Raw genomic sequence first — 21879 nt, 5'->3', positions numbered from 1 at the left:
TGAACGTATTTCGCGCGGATTTATGGGGGTTTTCTGCCGGGCCTGAAAAACCATTCGTTTTGTGATATGTTATGTTTCTATGGAAAACGATACGAAAACAGTCCAAAGCGGACGGGAGCAGATTGATCCCGCGTCCATCGAAGTTTCCCCTAATGCAAAGCTGATGCTGATCCTGGCGGCAGTTGTCGCTGCGATCTGCGGTGGCCTGTATGGCTATGATACGGGCATCATCTCCGGAACGCTGCCGCTGATCGGCGATAATTTCGGTCTCAATGCCACCATGAAGGAATGGGTTGCATCCGCCATTCTGCTGGGTGCAATTTTCGGCGCCTTCGCGGCTGGCAGCCTGTCGGAGAAATTCGGACGCCGGAACACCACCTGCATGGTGAGTGGTCTGTTCGTGGTCGGTGCTACGGCCTGTTCATTGTCACCGGATGTCTGGAGCCTGATCGGTGCGCGTTTCGTGCTGGGTCTGGCCGTAGGTGGTTCGACGCAGGTCGTGCCAATGTATATTTCCGAGCTGGCGCCGCAGGAGCGTCGTGGCACGCTGGTCACAATGTTCAACGTGGCCATCGGTCTGGGCATCCTGATCGCCAACATCATTGGCTTTACGGAGCGCGTGAACTGGGGCTGGCGCCCGATGGTGGGTATTGCCGCCATTCCGGCAGCCATTGTGTTCGTCTCCATGTTCTTCATGCCCAAGAGCCCACGCTGGGCCGCTGAAAATGAAGGCATGAAAAGTGCCATCATCCAGCTTGGCCGGATCCGGACGACCAAGCGGGCCATTCGCCGCGAGGTCCAGACCATCCGCGAGAATGCGGAAGGGATCGAGCCGAAGAACCGTGGCTGGCGCGGTCTGTTCCAGCCCTGGGTCCGCCCGGCGCTTGTGGCTGCTCTTGGCGTTGCGTTCTTCACGCAGTGCGGCGGTCTGGAAATGATGATCTACTACACCCCGACCTTCCTGAATGATGCAGGTTTTGGCACGTCGTCGGCGCTTCTGGCGTCGCTGGGTGTGGCCGTGATCTACTGCATTATGACGTTCCTGGGCTGCATGTTCGTGGACCGGATTGGCCGTCGGCGCCTGATGCTCATCATGGGGCCGGGTGCGGCTCTGTCGCTGGTCGGGCTGGGCGTGATGTTCATGAGCCATCCGGCACCGGGAAGTGTGGGCGCTTACATGATTGTTGCGTTCCTGCTGCTGTTCATGATGTTCAATTCCGGCGGTATTCAGGTCTGTGGCTGGCTGCTGGGGGCTGAGATGTTCCCGCTCTCCATGCGCGGGCAGGCAACGTCGCTGCATGCCGCGACGCTGTGGGGGGCCGATCTGCTGGTGACCAGCACGGCGCTGAGCATGGCCGAAGCCATCGGGCTGAGCTGGACGATGTGGTTCTATGCGTTCGTGAACCTGGCGTCCGTGATTTTCGTGTTCTTCTTCGTGCCGGAAACGGCTGGTGCATCGCTGGAGGATATTGAGGAAGCGCTGATCGAGAAGCGTTTCCGTCCCACGCCGGGAAATACCCGGATCGTGCAGAGTGATGACGAGGACGCCGAAGCCGCTGCATGATACGCTTTCCCCTTCACGCAGAAGGGGACTGACCATGACGGATGTTATCGCTCAGAGGGTTGCTGCCGCACGATGTGGCAGCAACCCTTCTGTTATCGGGCGTATGAAATCGGGCTGGCTGGTGATCGGTCAGACGCAGCCTCTGCCGGGATACTGCCAGCTTCTGGCAGATCCGGTCGTGCCGACAATCAATGATCTTCAGGGTGAGGCCCGCGCGCAGTATCTGGCGGATATGGCGGCAGTCGGGGATGCGCTGCTGGCCGTCACCGATGCCGTGCGGATCAATTACGAGACATGGTGCAATCTGGCGCCATCCCTGCACACGCACATTGTCCCGCGCTATGCCTCCGAAGATCCGGAGAAGGCCACACGCCCGGCGGCAACGGTCTATGATTATGATGCTGCGCGACCATTCAGTCTGGAGCAGGACGGGCCGTTCATAGAAGCCATGCGGCGGTTTCTGTTTCGAGCATAGGGGGCTGTAAGACCGATGATTTGTTAGGCCTCTGTCGTAGCGCATGGCCGGTGTATCACCAGCTTGAGTTCTTCAGACGAGGTATCATTAATGTTACAAACCGCGTTTATGCGCATGTAGCTATACATGATGAAATTTCTGTCCCAAGGTTCAGGCAACGATTATCGATCCTAGTATGGCCCATAGAGTAGATTTATACATAGATCTGATCTACTTAATAAAAAAATGTGTTCCACTTCCGGGGGAAGTTATTATGGCATATTATATAAAATCAGTTGAAAATGAATTCATTACTAATCAAAATGGGAATCTATCAAAAAGTAAAAATCCGGAAAATCCATTACATAAAATAATACTTCTCAAATTTGAAAAATTTCCTGCATTAGGAATTCTATTTTCCTTGGATAATTTCAATCCTGATATCGGAATTGAAAGTTTTTCAAACTGTTTTCAGAAAGTTGTTTCCATAAACGAGGTCTATCTCAGGGAAAATATTGGAATACAGTTTCTGGAAACAGGGACTTATTTGAGATGCATTCCGTCTAGTGACACAGTCGATACATCCGGTTTGCACTATTCAGGGTGGGAAGAATTAATCGAAGTATATTTCGATGAAGATACGGCTGATGAAAATGTTAAGTTGGTTTGCAAAGAAATTATAAAAACAACTCATCTTGATGAAAAATTTATTATAGAATCAGATTTGGGATTCTTAAATATTATAAAAGATTTGAAAATAATAAAGGATTTTAATAAATTGGGTTTGAATATTCATGATATAGAAATGGGAAAATATAAAAATAGAAATAGAAACTATTTAGCAACATTAAAACAAAATCTTGGAGAATCAATAAAAAAATCAGTATATATTTTAAAAGATGAAAAATCATCCTCTTTTGATATTGTTCCGGATGTTGGTGTTGGAATCTTATCTTCATCCTTAAGAAATCACATTGAAAGGAATGAACATTCCAAAGTAATGGAGACAACTTCTGTTGAAATCCCGGTTGGGTTTATGGCGACGTACAGAGATGCGTTGATGGGGAGAAACGGTCAGGCATTTTTGACTGGGGGATCGAACGATCTGATCAGGCAGTATGGCAAGGAAAACGAGGAAACGCTGACATCTAACTCTTGGTATTCCCTGATTAAAACAAGAAATAAAAAAATATCTTCATTAAATGCAAAATTTGTTCAGATAATAATTCCGGAAAAGATGTCAGTTTATCCTGAGCTTCTTCCATTTGAAATTGAAACACCAACGAATAATTTGTCTAATCTTGAAAAAAAGCTTAGAGGGGAAAATTTCTACATATCTGTAATTGACCTTTTTTCTAAAAAGACACAAGAAAATAAAGAAAAATTATATAAAAAACTAGATACGCACCTTCAGCCGACTGGAAGTTACGAGGTGTTCTCTCATATAATATTCTCAGTGTTTAATTTTATTACCAAAGATAGAGAATTCAACAAGGAAATAATTTGCAAAGGTGATTTAACTGATCGAATTTTAGGGGATTTTATTTTCGATAAATTTTATGATACTGAAAATGATGACTTCATGTCTAGTAGGGTCAACGTAGAAACCTTCCACGGTGCTCCGGGGAAGCATACAGGTCAGTACTCGATCTGGAATAATCCATCAGCACCAATTAAGAAAAAGGTATTGGCTTTTGGAAACTCGTTTTTTGGGAATTGTTTAGACCAAGGATGTCTCGGATGGTGGTTCTCGAACTATTTTGAGAATTTCTATGGCGTTTGGTCGCCCGATGTTGATTTTTCCCTTGTAGAAAAAGAAAAGCCTGATCTGGTTATTTGTCAGACAGCAGAACGGTTCATGAATATAGTGCCACAGTCTTAGGCTCAGGATTCATAGCCAGAAGATGACGGTTGCGGCGAGGCAGATGGCTGAGAAGAAGACGGTCGGGCATCTGTCGTAGCGGGTTGCGACCCGCCGCCAGTCCTTGAGTCTTCCGAACATGATTTCGATGCGGTTGCGGCGTTTATATTTTCTCTTATTGTATTTGACCGGTTTTCCGCGGGATTTCCGTCCTGGAATGCAGGGCTTTATCCCTTTCTCTTCCAGGGCGTCCCTGAACCAGTCGGCGTCATACCCGCGATCTCCCAGCATCCATTGTGCTGCAGGAAGACTGTCCAGCAAAGCAGCGGCACCGGTATAATCGCTGATCTGCCCCGCTGTCATGAAAAAGCTCAGCGGTCGTCCGTTCTGATCGGTGATCGCATGGAGCTTGGTATTCATACCGCCTTTGGTGCGACCGATCAGGCGGCCTGGATCCCCTTTTTGAGCCGCAGGCTCGAAGCCGTGCGGTGCGCCTTGAGATACGGGGTATGCTCGTCCCCATCAGCATTCATTGTCATCCGGTTGGCAGTTTCATTCCAACGGGTGCTGGTCTGCAAACAGATACCAGAGTTGGAAGACTATGGTCTCGGAAAAGCGCTGGCGTCTGAGAGACGGGTATCGGATGAGGATACGCAGGCGGGCAGGAAAATTCTGCGCCGCAGCAAGATCCTGCAGGAGACACAAGGACGGTGGAGACAGGTTTTCTGGTTGCTCCAGAAGACGTGTTACGTTGGCGCGGAAAATCGTCATGAAAACTTTGGGGCCGCGGCGGCAGGCGGCCCAGGCACGTCTGATAAAGGAACCGGTTGCGCCGACCGTGTTATGGGCGTGCTGGCGGTAGTAACTGACGCAACGATTGTCGAAAATGATGTCCCCTTCGATCGCGGCTGTCAGGAGATAGGCCCACCAGTCATGCAGGACTGAGGGCGGCGGCGGGTTGTTCCGCATCAGTCTGTGTGTTGCGGCGTTCAGAAGAACGGTGTGACCCGTTGCGATGTTCTGCGTCAGGGAGGCCGGGAAATCGGGTCTGCGGCGCAGGGGAGCGGATTCCTGACAGACTGTGAGATCCGCGTTCGTCAGATATTGTCTGGCGCAATACAGGGTCGGCCTTTCAGCCGGGCGCCGGCTGACGGCGTCTATGGCCCATTCCAGTTTCTGTGGTTCCCAGATGTCATCCTGATCGGCGAAGGCGACATAGGGTGTGTCGGGGATGGCGTCGAGCAAATGGGCATAAGAGCCGGCTACGCCCAGCCGTTCGTGACGGGTGGTGATCTCGACGCAGCGTCCCTGTCCGGGGCCAGCGGCAAAGACGCGCATTTTTTCAGGTGAGGAATCACTTGAAGCATCATCACGCCAATAGAGGATCCAGTCCGGATGAGTCTGGGCCAGAATGCTGGCCAGCTGGCCATCCAGATAAGCCTCGCCATTATAGAGCGACAGAAGAATGGCGATCTGGCGGGGAGAGTCGGCCCTTTTCTGTGTCATGTTTCGGCACCTGGTCTTAAGGCCGAAAGAGGGGAAAAGGGAATCATTCGGACGCAACGGTAAAGATGATGACAGGTGGCCGCCCTCTCGCCAGGAAAGGGCAGCCGACTGATCAGGCTTCGGAAAACAGCTTGTGAACGATGCGTGTCACGCTGTGGCGCCAGTCTGGCATCTTTACGCCAAAAATACGATGGAGCTTTGAATTATCCATCCGGGAGTCCTGCGGACGTTTGGCAGGCGTTGGCCAGTCTTCGGTGCGGATGGCGTTGACCTGTGGCATGGTCCGGCCATGCTTTGCGGCGTCTTCCAGTGCAGCGACCGCAAGGCCGTGCCATGTGGTCTCGCCGGTTCCGCTGGCATGGAAAATGCCACGGTATTCCGGCTTCCACCCATCGCGCTCGATCAGGGCGATGATGGCGAGAATGGCTTCGGCCAGATCGTCCGAGCTGGTCGGGTTGCCTTTCTGGTCGCCGACGACCTTGAGCACGGGGTTCTTGGCACCCGCATTGATCATCGTGCGCACGAAGTTCTTGCCGTGGGCCGAATAGACCCAAGATGTGCGCAGGATGATGCTCTTGATGTTGGCAGTCAGGACGGCCTGCTCGCCTTCGGCCTTGGTGCTGCCATAGACCGTCTCGGGAGAGGTGGCGTCCTCTTCAGTATAGGGCGTGCCCTTGTCACCGGAGAAAACGTAATCCGTCGAGACATGGATGAACGGGATGTCTGCCTTGGCGCAGGCTGCGGCCAGTGCTGCCGGGCCGGAATTGTTGGCGCGTTCGGCGCCGTCCTTTTCCGTCTCGGCCAGATCGACGGCTGTCCAGGCGGCCGCGTTCACAACTACGGAAGGCTTATATTTCTCGACCGTGGCGGTAATGGTTTCTGGGCGGTCGAAATCGAACTCCGGACGTCCGACACGGATGATCCGCTCGTTGCCGAGGTTCTGAAGGGACGTCGCGAGCTGGCCGTTGCCGCCCGTGACGAGAATGGGGCCTGTGCTGCTGGACATCGTCATGCTCACTTTTCGTACTGGAACCAGCCCTTGGCTTCCGAGAAATGCGGCGCGACCAGATCCTTGTCGGACAGGACAGCGTCAGCTTCGGAAACGGGCCAGTCGATCTTCAGTTCGGGGCAGTTCCAGATGACTGCACGCTCGGAGACCTTGCTGTAGAGCGAGGTGCATTTGTACTGCACTTCGGTGTTCTCTTCGAGCGTGACAAAGCCATGCAGAAAGCCGGGCGGAATCCAGAGCTGGGACCAGTTTTTGGCGGAGAGTTCGGCGGCGCACCACTTGCCGTAAGTCGGCGAGCCGGTGCGGGCATCGACGGCCACGTCCCAGATGGCGCCGCGGGTGACACGGACAAGCTTGCCCTGTTCGTAAGGGGCAAGCTGGCAGTGCAGGCCACGGACAACGCCTTTCTGGCGCGACAGGCTCTGGTTGTCCTGAACGAAGGGCAGGTCGATACCGGCTTCGCCCATGCGCTCCACATTGTAGGTTTCGGAGAAGAAGCCGCGATTGTCACCAAAACGGGGAGGCGTGACGAGAATGACCTCTGGAATGGAAAGACGTTCGACCTTCATGCTCTGAATTCCTGCTGTGAAAAGATGTTATGAAAAAAAACGGTTCCGGCTGCAGGGAGAGGCATAAAACCGGAACCGTGGTAGAAAAAATCAGCTGTCAGCCAGTTCCAGAAGCAGGCGGCCGAGTTCGGTCTTGCCCATTTTCTTCGCATGTTCGCGAAGCTGGTCGGCGGTGATGAATTTGTTGCGGAATGCGACTTCGGCCGGGGAGCCGACCAGCATGCCCTGACGGGACTGGATGGTCTGCACGAAGGTTCCGGCCTGCATCAGGCTGTCGGGCATCCCGGCATCAAGCCAGGCGCAGCCGCGGCCCAAGCGATCCACCTGAAGGGTGCCCTCTTCGAGATACATGCGGTTGAGGTCGGTGATTTCTAGCTCACCACGGGGGCTGGGCTGCACCTTCTTGGCGAAGTCCACGACGCGGTTGTCGTAGAAATACAGACCAGTGATGGCCCAGTGGGATTCCGGATGGGTCGGCTTTTCCTCGACCTTCAGGGCCCTGCCGCTCTCATCGAAGGAGACCACGCCGTAACGCTCTGGATCGCGGACCTGATAGGCGAAGACCGTGGCACCCTGCGGCCGGTTCGACGCTGCACGCAGAAGGACACCGAGATGTTCGGAGAAGATCAGGTTGTCGCCCAGTGCCAGGGCACACGGAGCGCCCTGAATCCAGTCTTCGGCGATCAGGAAAGCCTGTGCCAGACCGTCCGGTGACGGCTGGATGCGGTATTCGAATTTGACACCGAACTGCGAGCCATCGCCCAGCAGGCGCTGGAATTGGGGCATGTCATGCGGGGTTGTGATGATCATGATGTCCCGAATTCCCGCCAGCATCAGCGTGGAAAGCGGATAGTAGATCATCGGCTTATCATAGACCGGCAGCAGCTGCTTGGAGGCTGCGAGCGTCATCGGATACAGGCGCGTGCCCGAACCGCCGGCGAGGATGATGCCCTTCATGGGCTTTGTTTCGATGGTGCTCACTTGCTGGCTCCCAGTCTCTGGCCGGTGTAGCGCTTGGAACGGATGCCTTCCCACCATGCGCGGTTGTCGAGATACCACTGAACGGTCTTGCGAATGCCGCTTTCGAAATCGTGTTCCGCTTTCCAGTCGAGTTCTTTCTCGGCGTGGGACGGATCGATTTCGTAGCGGAAATCATGACCGGGACGGTCGGTCACGAAGCGAATCAGGCGCTCGTGCGGGCCAGCCGGATCGGGCTGAAGCTCGTCAAGGACGGCGCAGATCTTTTTGACGACTTCAAGATTGGTGCGGGGCTGGCGGGCACCGATGGCATAGGTCTCGCCCGGCTTTCCAGTTTCTACGGCCTTGACCAGTGCTTCGGCATGGTCTTCGACGAACAGCCAGTCGCGGACGTTCTCGCCCTTGCCATAAACGGGAAGCTCGCGGCCCTCGATGGCGTTGATTGTGACCAGCGGGATCAGCTTCTCGGGGAAGTGCCAGATGCCGTAATTGTTGGTGGTATTGGTCACGAAGGTCGGCAGGCCGTAGGTGTGGAACCAGGCGCGGACCAGATGGTCGGACGAGGCCTTGGAAGCCGAATACGGGCTGCGTGGGTCGTAAGGGGTGGTTTCGGTAAACGGTGGGTCGTTCGGCTCAAGATGGCCGAAGACCTCATCCGTGGAAATGTGATGGAAGCGGAAGGCTTTCTTTTCGGCATCTCCAAGCGTGTTCCAGTATTTCCGGGCGGCTTCGAGCAGGGAATACGTGCCGACGACATTTGTCTGGATGAAGACGCCAGGGCCGTCGATCGAGCGGTCCACATGGCTTTCTGCTGCAAGATGCATGACGGCGTCCGGGCGGTATTCCTCGAACAGGCGCTGCATTTCCACGCCGTTCACGATGTTCGCGCGGGCATGGGAATACCGGGAGTCGTTTGCGACCTCGCTGACAGTGTCTTCCGAGGCTGCATAGGTCATGCAGTCAACGTTCAGAACCGAATGCTCGGTGTTCCGGATCAGATGGCGTACAACGGCTGATCCTATGAAACCACAACCGCCTGTCAGCAAAATCCGCATTTGAACCTCATTGGTTAAGATCAGGGTCTGAACCCTGGCAGAATAACTTTATCTTACAGCGTTGTTGAAACAGCGCAAATAACGTCGATATATTTCTTATGACACCATAAGACACCATAGAGTGGATCTCGGGAAGTGCTTTCACCTCTCGCGCTATCCGGACTGATGGGCTAATCCCACAGTCGTGCGGAGGCAGGAGAGGCAGATATGCTGGCTGATACTTTGACACGCTCCCTGACGGATGTTCTGGAGCGGCCCGATCTTCGGGTGATTGCGGACGGGCTTGTTCCCATTCTGGATGTGTCACTGCCGCTGCCATTCCGGGTCGCGGGAGCGCTGGAACCGGGGAAACCTTTCTGTCTGCGGATGGCCACGCTGACTCTGGGTGGTCCGTGTCTTGAAGCGCCGCGTCTTGCGCCAACATATCTGCGACATGCCATCGAGCTGATGCGGCTGCTGGAGCCGGGTGCCAATCCGTACCTGGCCAGCTTTGCAGCAGCCCGTGTGGCTGCGCTGTTTCATGCGCTTGATACGGGCGATGTGGCACCGCTTCCGGCGTGGCTTGCCGTATTCAGTGATGATGTGCCAGCTGCATCCGCGCTTCTTCAGAGCTGGGAGACGCTGAATGCGTTCCTCCCGGATCTGCCTGTTTTCACGCAGCATGAAGCCGAACGTCTGCAGAAGGTTCTGACCCGTCTGTGGCCTGTTCTGGCGCCTGCCGAGAGCCTGATGAGCGGTGGTGGGGATTCCCGGTTGGCGGTTGATCCGCATACGGGGCTGAACCGGTATTCGAGCTCCCATCGTCCGCGGCCTTGGGCAATCACTTTTGGGTCATCGACGGCGTCATCGTTGTCCGAGCGTGGTTTCGGGGGAGCGGAAGCCGCTCGGCGCGGCATGATGAGCGCGCTTCTGGCCAAGCAGGACCCGGATCTGGTGCAGGAAGGTGTCGTGCGCCGGGCGCGCGAGGCAATCGGCGCGCATTTCGGTCTGCCGGAAGATGCCGTGCTGCTGTCTGCATCTGGCACGGATTGCGAACTTGCGGTTCTGGCGCTTGTGGCAGCGGGAACGGATCGGCCGGTCACGTCCATTCTTCTGGCGCCCGATGAAACGGGCAGCGGGGTTCCGCTAGCAGCTTGCGGGCGGCATTTCGCAACGGATAGTGCCTGTGCCACGCTCGTGGGCAAGGGCGAGGTGATCGAAGGGTTCTCGTCCGAGACGCGGCTGATCGGTGTGGATATTCGCGCGGCTGACGGGACGGCGCGGCCGGTGGCTGAGATCAATGCGCAATGTGCGGAACTCGTGCGGCGGGAAGTGGCCGAGGGGCGGCATGTTCTGCTGCACCGGCTGGACCAGTCGAAGACCGGACTTGCAGCGCCGGACATGGATCTGGTCTGGGAATTGTGTACGGAGCTGAGCGATCAGCTCAGCGTTGTTGTTGATGTCTGTCAGGCGCGGCTGAGCCCGTCGCGTGTGGCGGAATGGGTGGAGCGGGGGATCATCGTCATGATAACCGGCTCAAAGTTCTTCACGGGGCCGCCTTTCTGCGGGGCCATTCTTCTTCCTCCCGTAATCCGCAGTCGCCTACCGTCCCTGTCGCTCCCCAAAGGGCTGCGGGCCTATGGCAATCGGGATGAGTGGCCGGAAGGCGCGGATGCTTCGGCGCTTAATAACGGTCACAATATCGGTTTGGCGCTGCGCTGGTATGCGGCTCTGGCGGAAATGGATGCGCTGTTTGCGCTGCCCGATCCTGTTATTCGTGGACGTCTGACCCGCTTCATGACGGAAGCCGTGGCCATGGTTAAGGCCCGTCCGGCGCTGACCATGCTACCGATGGGCACGCCTTTTGATGACGGTCGCTGGGATGCAGTGCCGACTATTCTGTCCTTTCTGGTTGAAGATCCCCATGCGCCCGGGCGTCCGCTGGCGCTCGAAGATGCGCGGCGGCTGCATCGCTGGCTGAATGCTGATCTGTCGCCCTGGGTGACGGAAGGTGAGGGCAGTCTGCTCTGTGTGCTGGGGCAGCCGGTGCCGGTGCCTCATCCGCTGGTGGAAGGTCCGGCCGGAGCGCTACGCCTGTGTGCGGGCGCGCGTCTTGTGTCGGGTGAGCCGTCGCATGAAGGGCTGGACGAGGAGCGCCGGCTCCAGCGTGAGTGCATGGATGCGCGCCGGGTGCTTGGAAAACTGGAGCTGATCCTGAAGCACTGGGATGTTCTGCTGGACGCGAACCCTGTCCCCCGTTACGCCCCGTTGTCATGACCCAGACAGACAAAGCGGTCCCGCACGGGCATTTTCTCGATACGCCGGAGCTGCCGAAGGGCGTCACCCGGTTCTGGCTGATCCGTCATGCGGTCGTGGAAGCCAGTGCGCGCAAGACGATGTATGGCGCACTCGATGTGCCCCTATGCCGTGAAGCGATGGCGAGCCAGCAGGGCGGTTATGCCACGCTGGCCCGGCGTCTGCCGAAAGATGCGCTGTGGTACAGTTCGCCGCTTCAGCGGGCGCAGGACACTGCGGCTGAAATCCGCAAGGCCGGTGCGTTTTCGCAGGATGTGACGATTGACGGGCGCTTCATCGAGCAGTCGATCGGGGAGTGGCATGGCACGCCGCATTCGGAGTTCATGTCCCTGCTGCGTCTTCCGCCCAATCCGTTCTGGTCCATTTCCGCGTGTGAGCTTCCGCCGGGCGGGGAGAGCATGCTGGATGTCTGCGCGCGCGTGGGGCACGGGCTTGAGGATCTGGCGAATGCGCATGAAGGGCAGGATATGGTTGTCGTCAGCCATGGTGGCGCCATCCGCGCGGCTCTAGCACATGCGCTGAGCGTTCATCCCGATACGGCGCTGCGCTTTTCGATCCAGAATCTGTCCATCACCATTCTGGAACGTATCGACTGCCTGTGGCGTGTCGTGACGGTCAACGAACTGCCTGATTTCCGGGGCTGAAAGCCAAGGGCAGTCTCTGGATTTCAGGGGCTGTCCGGAAGCACGAAAAGACCCGGAAGGGGCTTTGTCAGATCACTATGGAATTTTTGGGAAATAACCGGAGACGGGCATGGTGGGCACACAAGGGCTCGAACCTTGGACCCGCTGATTAAGAGTCAGCTGCTCTACCAACTGAGCTATGTGCCCATGGCCCGTCTACCGGTGGAGCGGCTTATAGCGAAATTTTGCCGCAGTCTGCAAGGGTTTTTTTCATCTTTTCTTCAAGTTTGGTCTTAAAAAGATGAAAATCCTTATATTTCAGTAGTTTATGTCCGGTTGAGCAGGCGCATGACGCTCTCGAACTGCTCTAGGGACGTGTAGTCGATTTTCAGGGAGCCGCCTTTTTTCCCATTATAGGAAATATGGACTTTTAAGCCGAGGCGGGAAGAGAGGTCATTTTCGATCTGCAGGATTTCCGCGTCCCGTGCCTTTTTGGCCGGTGTCAGGGTATTTTTACCGCCGGTCAGAGCTTCGGTCTGGCGCACGTTGAGGCCACGGGCGATGACGATTTTTGCTGCGGCGACCGGATCGGGATGGGTCAGCAGGGCGCGGGCGTGACCGGCTGTGAGTTCGCCGTTGCGGACATGCGCGCGGACTTCCGGCGGCAGGTTAAGCAGGCGCATGGTATTGGTGATGTGGGGGCGGGACTTGCCCACGGCACCGGCCAGTTCTTCCTGCGTCAGGGTGTAGTCCGTGACGAGACGTTGCAGGCCTTCGGCTTCCTCGATCGGGTTGAGGTCCGCACGCTGGAGGTTCTCCACCAGAGCGGCCGCCATGGCGTCCGTGTCGTCCAGTTCGCGGATATGGACGGGGATGCTGTGCAGGCCTGCGAGCTGTGAGGCGCGCCAGCGGCGTTCGCCGGCGATGATCTGGTAGTGGCCCGGCTTTTCCGGATCAGGACGGACGAGCAGGGGTTGCAGGACGCCGCGTGAGCGGATGGAATCGGCCAGTTCGGACAGGAGCTCGGGGTTCATGTCCTGTCGCGGCTGGAAGGGGCTCGGAGCCAGAACATCCACCGGCAGGGATGAAAGCTGCTGCGGCTGTGCATTCACGCGTGTGGCACGGGCGAGCTGCGGGGCCTGATCGCCCAGAAGAGCCGCGAGGCCGCGACCAAGCCGCGGGGAACTGTCCTTTTTGGCCATCGCAGGTTACGCCTTTGCCTTGTTCTTGTTGCGTTTGATCAGTTCGTCCGCCAGCGCCAGATACGCGATGGCACCCGTGGAGCGGGCGTCATAGTCGAGTACGGGGCTACCGTGGCTCTGGGCTTCGGAAATGCGGATGTTGCGCGGAATGAGCGTCTCGAACACCTGATCGCCAAAGAAGCCCCGCGCGTCCTGCGCCACGAGCTCGGACAGGTTGTTGCGCCGGTCATACATCGTCAGGACGATGCCTTCGAGATGCAGATCGGCATTGAAGGCGCGGCGCACGCGATCGATGGTGCGAACGAGCTGGCTGATGCCTTCGAGCGCAAAGAACTCGCATTGCAGCGGCACGATCACACTGTCAGAGGCGACCAGCGCGTTCAGCGTCAGCAGGCCCAGGCTCGGGGGGCAGTCGATCAGGATGGTGTCGTAATCGCCTTCGAGCGCGCGCAGGGCGTCGCGCAGACGGTATTCGCGGCGCTCATCGCCGATCATTTCCAGCTCTGCACCCGCCAGTTCGTTATTGGCGGTGATGATCGCCAGATTGTCGAATTCGGTTGGCTGGGGCAGGGCATGGGGTTCGGCTTCCACCATCAGCGCGGCATAGGTGCCGGTGTTGCGCTGGTCGTAGTCGATGCCCAGACCGGTGGAGGCATTGCCCTGCGGGTCCAGATCCACGAGCAGGACGCGCTGTCCCTGACGGGCCAGACCGGCTGCCAGATTGATGGTGGTGGTGGTCTTGCCGACGCCTCCCTTTTGGTTGGTGACGGCAATGATCCGGGTGGTGGGAGATTCGGTTTTAGACGACACGCTTGAAATCACTGACCTTGATGATGGCTCCGCCGGGGTCGGTGCGGCTGGGAATAATACTGTGGCTCATGTGCCAGTCGGCGCTTGCCTCGGTCAACTCGGCCTGCGCCTTCTGACCTTTCAGGAACAGGCAGAACCCGTCTTCTTTCAGCAATGGCCGCGCCCATTCGAGGAGCCTGTTGAGAGGAGCCAGCGCCCGGGCCGTGATGATGTCGGCCGGAGGAGGGCTGGCGGCTTCGATACGCTTGGCGATGACCGTGACCTTTGCCTCGCAGATGCGTCCGGCTTCCCGCAGGAAGGCACATTTGCGCTGGTCCGATTCGATCAGGGTGACAGGATTTCCGGTGGCGATGGCCAGAATAATGCCCGGGAAACCGCCCCCCGAACCCAGATCGGTGATGGTCGCGCCTTCGGGGATCAGTTCCGCGAGCTGGAGGCTGTCCTCGATATGGCGGGGCCAAAGCTGGCCGATGTCACGCGGGCTGACGAGATTGATCTTTGCGTTCCACTGCACGAGCAGGTCGGCAAAGTGCTCCAGCCTCTCATGTGTTTCACGTGAAACGGTGGTCATGACAGGGTCCTTACATGGGCCAGCAGGGCGACCAGCGCGGCAGGTGTGACCCCGCGCACGCGCTGTGCTGCGGCGAAACTGGTCGGGCGGGCCTGGGAAAAGCGCTCGCGCATTTCGCTGCTCAGGCCGCCAATGGCAGTGTAATCCAGATCGGCCGGAAGGGCGATGGCACTTTCGGATGCGAGCTGTCGAATTTCACGATCCTGCCGGTGAAGATAGCCGCCATAACGCGCTTCGGTCTCGACATGGCGACGCACGCGCAGGGGAAGTTCGGCGAACCATGGGGCCAGTGTGTCCAGCTTCGTATGGTCGCCATTACTGGCGAGGACATCGAGAACCGTGCGCCTGCGACCGTCCAGCGAAACCTCAAAACCGACATCGCGCAGGGTTTGCGGCAGGAAAGTCGTCTCGGCTGCTCGGGCCATGGCGGCGTCGAGTTCCGCTTTCTGGGCGGTGAAAGCGGCTTCGCGTTCGGACAGGACGCAGCCTGCGGCGATGCCTTTTGGCGTCAGGCGCAGGTCGGCGTTGTCGGCGCGCAGGGTCAGGCGGTACTCGGCGCGCGAGGTGAACATGCGATAAGGTTCGCTGATGCCGTGCAGGGTCAGATCGTCGATCATGACGCCGAGATAGGCGTCGCTGCGATCCAGTGTGAGCGGTTCATTGCCTGCTGTGGCGCGGGCAGCGTTCAGGCCGGCGAGCAGACCCTGTGCGCCGGCTTCTTCGTAACCGGTCGTGCCGTTGATCTGTCCAGCAAGGTACAGACCCGGCAGGCGGCGGAGTTGCAGAGACGGCAGAAGCTCCCGCGGGTCTACATAATCATATTCGACAGCATAGCCTGCCGTGACGATACGGGCCTTTTCCAGACCGGGCATGGTGGCGATCATCGCGGCCTGTACATCGGCGGGCAGGCTGGTGCTGATGCCGTTGGGATAGACCAGATCGCCGCCCGGATTGCCGGGCAGGGCTTCGGGTTCCAGAAAGACCTGATGCGACGTGCGCTCGGCGAAGCGGACGACCTTGTCCTCGATGGACGGGCAGTAGCGCGGGCCGCGTCCGGCGATGGCGCCCCCATACATGGCCGAGCGGTGCAGGTTCTCGTTGATGATCCTGTGGGTCTCGGCAGTCGTGTGGCTGATGCGGCAGGAGAGCTGCGGGTTGGTGATGGCCGCCGTCATGGGGCTGAAGGCCTCGGGCTCGGCATCGCCAGGATCGGCTGGAAGGTTGTCCCAGTCGATACTGTCTCTGGCCAGACGGGGCGGTGTGCCAGTTTTAAGGCGGCCCATCTGGAGGCCGAGCGCATAGAGCCGTTCGCCCAGACGCTTTGCCGGAGCTTCGCCGATGCGTCCGGCTTCCGTCTGGGTGTGGCCGACATGGATGACACCGCGCAAGAAGGTTCCGGTGGTCAGCACGACGGCACAGCAGCGGAACTCGCGGCCATCTTCGCAGATGATTCCGGTGATGCGGCCGTTTTCTTCGATCAGGTCTCCGGCGGCGTCTTCGAGGATTGTCAGGTTCGGCGTAGCAGCCAGAAGATCCTGAATGGCGGCGCGATAGAGCGAGCGGTCGGCCTGTGCACGCGGGCCGTGAACGGCTGGTCCCTTGGAGCGGTTGAGAAGTTTGAAATGGATGCCTGCGCGGTCTGCGGCTTTGCCCATCAGGCCGTCGAGCGCGTCGATTTCGCGCACGAGATGGCCCTTGCCGATCCCGCCGATGGCCGGATTGCAGGACATGGCGCCGATCGTTTCAAGCCGATGGGTGAGCAGCAGGGTGCGTGCGCCGAAGCGGGCCGATGCCGCTGCGGCTTCACATCCGGCATGACCGCCGCCGATTACGATGACATCGAAATCGCTCAAAACCTACTTCCCGATACAGAACTGCCCGAAAATTGCATCGAGCAGGGATTCAACATCAACACGTCCCGTCAGACGCCCCAGAGCCAGCATGGACAGGCGGAGTTCTTCGCCCCGAAGCTCCGGCCATGTCGCGGTTCGCGCGCGGTCCAGATGGGTTGCGGCCTCCTGGATTCCGGCGCGGTGTCTGGCGCGGGTCAGCGGCGGCGCGGCGGAACCTGCCATAAGTTCTGCCACCCGTTCGGACAGGATCTGACGCAATGCAGCGAGGCCTTCGCCGGACTGCGTGCTGATCCCTAACATGCCGGGCGGGGCGGGCGCGATGTCGATTTTCGTCCGGATGGGAATTTCCTGTCCGGAAAGGGATTCGAGGCTTTCATCCGGGCCGATCAGATGCAGCACGACATCAGCCTGTTTCACGTGAAACAGGGCGCGGCGGATGCCCTCGGCTTCGATCTCGTCTTTGGTTTCGCGCAGGCCAGCCGTGTCGATCAGGCGCAGGCGCACACCATCCAGAACCCAGTCGAGCGCAATGGCGTCGCGTGTGGTACCGGCGCGATGGGTGACAATGGCGGCATCAGTTCCGGATAAGGCATTGAGAAGGCTGGACTTTCCGACATTTGGCGAGCCCGCGATCACGACCGTCAGGCCCTGACGCATGAGTTCGCCGCGATTGTCCTGAAGATGGGCGGACATCTCGGTCTGGAGCTTAGACAGTTCCTCGATCAGGCCATCTTCCACGTCCTGTGGCAGCTCTTCGTCCGGGAAGTCGATCAGGGCTTCCTGATGGGCGAGGACGAGACGCAGGCGTTGGGCCCAGTCATCATACAGGCGGCTCAGGGCGCCGTCGGCCTGACGCAGCGCCTGTTTGCGCTGGCTTTCGGTTTCGGCGTCCACGAGGTCGGCAATGGCTTCGGCCTGCAGCAGGTCCAGTCGTCCTTTCTGCACGGCGCGGCGGGTGAATTCGCCCGGTTCGGCGGGACGCGCGCCCAGATCGGTCAAGGCGTCGGCGACGCGGGCGATGATGGCGGGGCCTGCGTGGAGATGCAGCTCGAAGCCATCTTCGCCGGTGTAGGAATTGGGGCCGGGGAGCCAGAGGGCGACTGCGTGATCGAGCACCTCTCCGTCATGGCGCAGGGTGCGCAGGCTAACCCGGCGGGGTTCGGGCAGGCGTCCGTTGCAGAGTGCTTTCAGGATCGTATCGCTGCCCGGTCCGCTGGCGCGCATGATCGCGATGGCCGCACGGGACGGACCCGTGGCCAGTGCAAAAATGACCTGCGGCGTATTGTCAGGGGCGTCCGGGAGGGGTGAGCGCGTCATGGGGTTCTATGTAGTGCAGGTGGCTCTGCGGTGAAATGCCCTGAGCGCAGACATGAAAAGCGCAGACACAAAAAAAGGCGGACCGTTTCCGATCCGCCCTTTCTGTCAGACTGACAGGAAGTGTGGGAAGCTTATTGAGCTTCGTCCACACCGCTGTGGGTCTGTGGGGAGAAGGTCCAGCCTTCGCCGTAAGGCTGCGGCATGTAAGCCATCCAGCCCTTGCTGGAGACATTCCAGCCAGCGGTGGAGACCGGTGCACCTGTCGTGCGCAGCTTCTGGATGTCGGAAGCGGACACGGTTCCCGGTGCGTTGTTGCCCCAGCCCTTGCGCATGAAGTTCACGACATCAGCCATCTCCTGATCGGAGAGGTGATTCTTGAACCCGGGCATGGCAACAGCGGACGGTGCGCTGTTGGTCGGGGGCAGGATGCCACCGAAGGCCACGACATTGGCGAGCGACGTCGGATCATCCGTCAGGACGACCGGGTTGCCAGCCAGCGGCGGGAACATGCGGTTGACGCCCGAACCATCGTTCATGTGGCAGATGGCGCAGTTGTGCAGATAGACTTCCGCACCGGCATTGCCCTGGCCACCCTTGTTCAGCAGAGCGGTCGTCTGACCGTCATCCTGACCGAGGTTCTTGCCTTCCGGCACCGCCGGCATGCTCTTGAGGTACTTGGCCGTGGCGCGCAGATCGTCGTCGGACCAGTGCTGCGTGCTGTAGGCCACCACATCGGCCATGCCACCAAAGACGGCGGAGTGGTCGATACGGCCGCTCTTGAGGAAGGTCACGAGGTCATCTTCGGACCAGCGGCCCAGACCCGTGTCGCTGTTGCTGCGCAGGCTCGGTGCGATCCAGTTGTCGATCGGTGCACCACCGGCGAGGTAGGCGTTGCCGCCAGCCGTACCGTAAGCCTTGACCTGCATCCCGAAGCCACGGGGCGTATGACATTCGCCGCAATGGCCCGGGCCGTTGACGAGATATTCGCCGCGGGCGACTTCCGGATCACTGATGCTCTTGTCCACGCCCGGCGTCATGCTCGGGACGAACATGGCGCGCCACATGCCCAGCGGCCAGCGCATGGAGAGCGGCCAGCTGATGTCCGGTGCCTTGTTCTGCTGGGCAACCGGCTTCACGCCATGCATGAAAAAGGCATACATCGCACGGATGTCTTCATCAGACAGACGGGCGAATTCAGGATAGGGCATGGCCGGATAGACCGTTGCACCATCCTTGCGGATGCCCTTGCGGAGGGCTTTCGTGAAGTCCTCCAGGGTGTAGTTGCCGATACCGTGTTCCGGGTCCGGCGTGATGTTGGTCGAATAGATCGTGCCGATCGGGCTCTTGATCTCCAGACCGCCCGCATAGGGCTGTCCGTGCAGGGCCGTATGGCAGGCAATGCAGTCCGACAGGCGGGCGACATATTCGCCACGCTTGATCAGGGCGTCATCGGCGTCCTGGGCATGGGCGGCGCCGAAAGACACCGCCATAAGGCCAATAGCGGCCGCGAGTTTCCATCCCTGTTTCATCTCAGATACCAGCCTGTCCCGAGTTAATGCGTTCAGCATGTCACGTGCTCCTTATGCGTACCGCTATCTCAGGGGTGATCCGCGGTCGGAACATCGGCCGTGGACTGCGGGACATTGAGGAACTGATCGTTCGGAACGCCTGTGGAGTTCTGACGCGCCTTGACTTCGTCCTCGTAGGACTCGTTGGCACGCTTGACGATGAAGTTACGGATATCCTCGATCTGGTCAGGCGTCATGGACGTGTCGAAACGATCCATGCCGTAAGCCGTCAGAGCACCGCGACCAACGAGCTTGTAGAAGCTTTCCTTGCCACGCGGAGCACCGGACCAGCGAAGGTCAGGCAGAACGCCACCGGAGATGCCGTTATCGCCATGGCAGGCCGAGCAGAACGTCTGATACAGGAAGTATCCGTTCTTCTGACGGGCCTCGTCATAGGTCGGAACCGGCTTGACCGGGGTGAAGCCCAGCTCGTTCTTCGGCGGCAGGCTGTCCTTGCCGTCAAGCGAGAAGGCAATCACGCGGGAATGGTTGACCGTCCAGCCCGAGGTGCGGGCAACGCCGCCGTACAGGAACGGATAGATACCACCCCAGCCCACTTCAACTGCGACATACTGCTTGCCATTGGCCGTATAGGTCACCGGCGGAGCGATGATCGCGCTCTGTGCAGGGAAGGAATAGAGATCGTTGCCGTTCGTGGCGTCGTAGGCGTGGAACTCGCCGTTTGCCAGACCCTGGAAGATCACGTTACCGGCCGTGGCCAGAATACCGCCGTTCCACGGACCCTTGTGGTTGATCGTGAAGGCAGGTGCCATCTTCTCCGGATCCCAGGCCACCGTCCAGCCCTTCAGAACCTTCAGGAAGTCCTTCTTGGCGGCGACGTGTTCCGGATTGGTGTCGTCGAAGAGGCCAATCTTGTTCATGTCGAGACCGAGGTTCCAGGCGTCGTGATACGCCTTGAAGCCGCCTTTCTGGCCATCATACATGAGCGGAATCTGCTGTGCCGGGATGTAGACCAGCTTCGTCTTCGGGCTGTAGGCCATGGCAGCGAAGTTATGGCCACCAAGCTCACCCGGGATACCGATCCAGGGCTTGCCCGTCAGCGTCCACAGGGCGTCAGGTACATAGTTCGGGCGACCCGTGACCGGATCCAGGCCAGTGGCCCAGTTCTCGTAGGTGTAGGGCTTGCCGGTGATGAACTTACCCGTCTTCGCATCGATGATGTAGAAGAAGCCGTTCTTCGGAGCATGAACGATCACATGGCGCATCTCGCCGTTGACCGGCATATCGAGCGTCATGATCTGCTGGACGGAGGTGTAATCCCATTCGTCCATCGGCGTTTCCTGGAAGTGCCAGACATACTTGCCGGTGTCAGGATTGATCGCGACGATGCTGCCGAGGAAGAGGTTGTCGCCCTTGCCTTCGGAGCGGAACTTGTAGTTCCACGGCGAGCCGTTGCCGACGGCCAGGTAGACGAGGTCCGTCACCGGGTCATAGACGAGCGAATCCCAGACGGTACCGCCGCCGCCCTGCTGCTTCCAGGCGCCGTTCTTGCCCCAGGTCGGGTAGGCCTTGGACATCAGGATGTCGTCGGAGGCTGCGCCGTCCGGCTTGTTCTCGGGGTTCGGAACGGTGAAGAAGCGCCAGTCGAGCTTGCCGGTTTCCGCGTCGAAGGCAGAGACGAAGCCGCGGGCACCGAATTCTGCACCACCGTTACCGATCAGGACCTTGCCCTTGGCGATACGGGGGGCACCGTCAACCGTGTAGGAGCGCTGGTGGCCGAGCTGGGCTTCCTTGGGGATCGTGTAGACGCTCCAGACCAGCTTGCCGGTTTTGGCATCGAGGGCGATCAGGCGTCCGTCGAACGTGCCGAAATAGACCTTGCCGTTCCAGTAGGCCGCGCCACGGTTCACGGAGTCACAGCAGCCGCGGTCGGCGATGTTGCCCGGGACCTTGGGATCGTAGGACCACAGGAGCTTGCCGGTCGCTGCATCCAGCGCCTTCATCTTGCTCCAGTTGGTCGTGGCGTACATGACGCCGTTGACGATCAGGGGCGTGCCTTCCTGGCCGCGGTTCGTGTCCAGATCGAAGTGCCAGGCGAGCTTGAGCTTGCCGACATTGTCCGTGGTGATCTGGTCGAGCGGGCTGTAGCGCTGCTCGGAATAGGAGCGGCCATAGGACATCCAGTCCCCGGCATGGCCACCGTTATCGGAGCTTGTGATTGCTGCGCCAGTATCTTCCTGCGCAAAAGCGACAGGGACAGCTGCAGAAATCGCCAGTGCGGCGGCGCAGCTGAGAAGGCGCTTTTTCGTAACCTTGATCGGCGTCAGTAGACCAGAAGTCATGATCCAACTGTCCTTTTTGTAAAGACTGTTTCCGCTGTGATATTCTGGACCTGTGAAGTCTTGAAAGGGGCAGGGGCAATCCTGTTCCTCTCAAGCCGACGATCAGTACCGGACACCGGCAGCATGAGAACTTACTGAGCCTATTTTATTGCTTAAGACAAACACGGCTTCTGACGTTTCCGTGAGGAATTGGGAGCGACGGTGCCGAAACGGGCTATGAGGTTGCTCACCGAATAATTACACTGGCGTTCCGGAAAACCCCGTGCCACTTTTCAGATACAAAAAATGGCAGTTTTCCAACACATTACAGAATATTGCTAAAAAGCCTACAGAAGCGGTAC

General features: G+C 58.5%; 17 protein-coding genes, 1 tRNA gene and 1 pseudogene. 5 read left to right on the top strand and 14 right to left on the bottom strand.

The annotated features are described in order from the left end of the window. Positions 1-79: 79 nt before the first annotated feature. The 3 genes from GRO01_RS08020 (at position 80) to GRO01_RS08010 (ending at position 3900) form a co-directional block, all read left to right on the top strand. Positions 80-1564 carry a sugar porter family MFS transporter gene (locus GRO01_RS08020; protein ID WP_062510769.1) on the top strand — a complete coding sequence of 495 codons (1485 nt, stop codon included), beginning with the start codon at positions 80-82 and terminating at the stop codon, positions 1562-1564. 34 nt (positions 1565-1598) lie between these two features. Beyond that, the gene (locus GRO01_RS08015) at positions 1599-2039 is read left to right on the top strand and encodes an HIT family protein (protein ID WP_062510767.1); all 441 of its coding nucleotides are present in this window, start codon (positions 1599-1601) and stop codon (positions 2037-2039) included. Positions 2040-2214: 175 nt separating this feature from the next. Further along, positions 2215-3900 carry a hypothetical protein gene (locus tag GRO01_RS08010; protein WP_141306943.1) on the top strand — a complete coding sequence of 562 codons (1686 nt, stop codon included), beginning with the start codon at positions 2215-2217 and terminating at the stop codon, positions 3898-3900. Positions 3901-3909: 9 nt separating this feature from the next. Here GRO01_RS08010 and GRO01_RS08005 read toward each other — a convergent pair. The 6 genes and pseudogenes from GRO01_RS08005 to rfbB all read right to left on the bottom strand — a co-directional run. After that, positions 3910-4385 (bottom strand): annotated as a pseudogene (locus GRO01_RS08005) (IS5 family transposase); the annotation flags it as partial. A gap of 46 nt (positions 4386-4431) precedes the next feature. Further along, a complete protein-coding gene (locus GRO01_RS08000) occupies positions 4432-5385 on the bottom strand; it encodes a glycosyltransferase (protein ID WP_062510760.1) in 954 nt (317 codons plus the stop codon). 112 nt (positions 5386-5497) lie between these two features. Further along, complete coding sequence (rfbD, locus tag GRO01_RS07995) at positions 5498-6397, bottom strand: dTDP-4-dehydrorhamnose reductase (protein ID WP_062510759.1); 900 nt, start codon at positions 6395-6397, stop codon at positions 5498-5500. 2 nt (positions 6398-6399) lie between these two features. Next, positions 6400-6963: a dTDP-4-dehydrorhamnose 3,5-epimerase gene (rfbC, locus tag GRO01_RS07990; RefSeq protein WP_062510758.1), complete on the bottom strand. Its 564-nt coding sequence runs from the start codon at positions 6961-6963 to the stop codon at positions 6400-6402. Between the two features lie 90 nt (positions 6964-7053). After that, complete coding sequence (gene rfbA, locus GRO01_RS07985) at positions 7054-7920, bottom strand: glucose-1-phosphate thymidylyltransferase RfbA (RefSeq protein ID WP_062511413.1); 867 nt, start codon at positions 7918-7920, stop codon at positions 7054-7056. Positions 7921-7940: 20 nt separating this feature from the next. After that, positions 7941-8996, bottom strand: coding sequence for a dTDP-glucose 4,6-dehydratase (gene rfbB / locus GRO01_RS07980; protein WP_062510756.1), 1056 nt, complete (start codon positions 8994-8996; stop codon positions 7941-7943). A 207-nt stretch (positions 8997-9203) separates the two neighbouring features. On the opposite strand from rfbB, the gene GRO01_RS07975 reads away from it, so the two are divergent. Continuing rightward, positions 9204-11252: a hypothetical protein gene (locus GRO01_RS07975; protein WP_062510754.1), complete on the top strand. Its 2049-nt coding sequence runs from the start codon at positions 9204-9206 to the stop codon at positions 11250-11252. After that, positions 11249-11935, top strand: coding sequence for a histidine phosphatase family protein (locus GRO01_RS07970; protein ID WP_062510752.1), 687 nt, complete (start codon positions 11249-11251; stop codon positions 11933-11935). Before GRO01_RS07975 ends, GRO01_RS07970 begins: the two co-directional genes overlap by 4 nt. 110 nt (positions 11936-12045) lie before the next feature. Here the strand turns inward: GRO01_RS07970 and GRO01_RS07965 are convergent. The 8 genes from GRO01_RS07965 to GRO01_RS07930 all read right to left on the bottom strand — a co-directional run bounded on the left by GRO01_RS07965 (position 12046) and on the right by GRO01_RS07930 (position 21538). Continuing rightward, positions 12046-12121 (bottom strand) — tRNA-Lys (locus GRO01_RS07965). A 119-nt stretch (positions 12122-12240) separates the two neighbouring features. Next, on the bottom strand, positions 12241-13116 hold the full coding sequence (locus tag GRO01_RS07960) for a ParB/RepB/Spo0J family partition protein (RefSeq protein WP_062510750.1): 876 nt from the start codon (positions 13114-13116) through the stop codon (positions 12241-12243). A gap of 6 nt (positions 13117-13122) precedes the next feature. Then, complete coding sequence (locus tag GRO01_RS07955; RefSeq protein ID WP_062510748.1) at positions 13123-13926, bottom strand: ParA family protein; 804 nt, start codon at positions 13924-13926, stop codon at positions 13123-13125. Continuing rightward, positions 13916-14497 carry a 16S rRNA (guanine(527)-N(7))-methyltransferase RsmG gene (gene rsmG, locus GRO01_RS07950; RefSeq protein ID WP_062510746.1) on the bottom strand — a complete coding sequence of 194 codons (582 nt, stop codon included), beginning with the start codon at positions 14495-14497 and terminating at the stop codon, positions 13916-13918. The genes GRO01_RS07955 and rsmG overlap by 11 nt, the downstream gene beginning before the upstream one ends. Then, a complete protein-coding gene (mnmG, locus tag GRO01_RS07945) occupies positions 14494-16350 on the bottom strand; it encodes a tRNA uridine-5-carboxymethylaminomethyl(34) synthesis enzyme MnmG (RefSeq protein ID WP_062510744.1) in 1857 nt (618 codons plus the stop codon). The genes rsmG and mnmG overlap by 4 nt, the downstream gene beginning before the upstream one ends. A gap of 3 nt (positions 16351-16353) precedes the next feature. Next, positions 16354-17667: a tRNA uridine-5-carboxymethylaminomethyl(34) synthesis GTPase MnmE gene (mnmE, locus tag GRO01_RS07940; RefSeq protein ID WP_062510742.1), complete on the bottom strand. Its 1314-nt coding sequence runs from the start codon at positions 17665-17667 to the stop codon at positions 16354-16356. 131 nt (positions 17668-17798) lie between these two features. Next, positions 17799-19235, bottom strand: a complete 1437-nt coding sequence (locus GRO01_RS07935; protein ID WP_062510740.1) for a c-type cytochrome — start codon at positions 19233-19235, stop codon at positions 17799-17801. A gap of 29 nt (positions 19236-19264) precedes the next feature. Next, positions 19265-21538 carry a PQQ-dependent dehydrogenase, methanol/ethanol family gene (locus tag GRO01_RS07930; protein WP_062510738.1) on the bottom strand — a complete coding sequence of 758 codons (2274 nt, stop codon included), beginning with the start codon at positions 21536-21538 and terminating at the stop codon, positions 19265-19267. Positions 21539-21879 lie beyond the last annotated feature (341 nt).

This window comes from Gluconobacter roseus NBRC 3990 (genome assembly GCF_006538885.1).
GTDB classification, from domain to species: domain Bacteria; phylum Pseudomonadota; class Alphaproteobacteria; order Acetobacterales; family Acetobacteraceae; genus Gluconobacter; species Gluconobacter roseus.
The sequence above is the reverse complement of the archived record's forward strand: the minus strand, read 5'-3'. Positions and strand labels throughout refer to the sequence as shown.

Bases quoted from the DNA above. Each gene is read 5' to 3' on its own strand.
- GRO01_RS07975 (WP_062510754.1), top strand. From the start codon at position 9,204: ATGCTGGCTGATACTTTGACACGCTCCCTGACGGATGTTCTGGAGCGG.
- rsmG (WP_062510746.1), bottom strand. From the start codon at position 14,497: ATGACCACCGTTTCACGTGAAACACATGAGAGGCTGGAGCACTTTGCC.
- GRO01_RS07960 (WP_062510750.1), bottom strand. From the start codon at position 13,116: ATGGCCAAAAAGGACAGTTCCCCGCGGCTTGGTCGCGGCCTCGCGGCT.
- mnmE (WP_062510742.1), bottom strand. From the start codon at position 17,667: ATGACGCGCTCACCCCTCCCGGACGCCCCTGACAATACGCCGCAGGTC.
- GRO01_RS08000 (WP_062510760.1), bottom strand. From the start codon at position 5,385: ATGACACAGAAAAGGGCCGACTCTCCCCGCCAGATCGCCATTCTTCTG.
- rfbB (WP_062510756.1), bottom strand. From the start codon at position 8,996: ATGCGGATTTTGCTGACAGGCGGTTGTGGTTTCATAGGATCAGCCGTT.
- GRO01_RS08015 (WP_062510767.1), top strand. From the start codon at position 1,599: ATGACGGATGTTATCGCTCAGAGGGTTGCTGCCGCACGATGTGGCAGC.
- GRO01_RS07935 (WP_062510740.1), bottom strand. From the start codon at position 19,235: ATGCTGAACGCATTAACTCGGGACAGGCTGGTATCTGAGATGAAACAG.
- rfbD (WP_062510759.1), bottom strand. From the start codon at position 6,397: ATGACGATGTCCAGCAGCACAGGCCCCATTCTCGTCACGGGCGGCAAC.
- GRO01_RS07930 (WP_062510738.1), bottom strand. From the start codon at position 21,538: ATGACTTCTGGTCTACTGACGCCGATCAAGGTTACGAAAAAGCGCCTT.
- GRO01_RS08020 (WP_062510769.1), top strand. From the start codon at position 80: ATGGAAAACGATACGAAAACAGTCCAAAGCGGACGGGAGCAGATTGAT.
- rfbC (WP_062510758.1), bottom strand. From the start codon at position 6,963: ATGAAGGTCGAACGTCTTTCCATTCCAGAGGTCATTCTCGTCACGCCT.
- GRO01_RS07970 (WP_062510752.1), top strand. From the start codon at position 11,249: ATGACCCAGACAGACAAAGCGGTCCCGCACGGGCATTTTCTCGATACG.
- rfbA (WP_062511413.1), bottom strand. From the start codon at position 7,920: ATGAAGGGCATCATCCTCGCCGGCGGTTCGGGCACGCGCCTGTATCCG.
- GRO01_RS08010 (WP_141306943.1), top strand. From the start codon at position 2,215: ATGGCCCATAGAGTAGATTTATACATAGATCTGATCTACTTAATAAAA.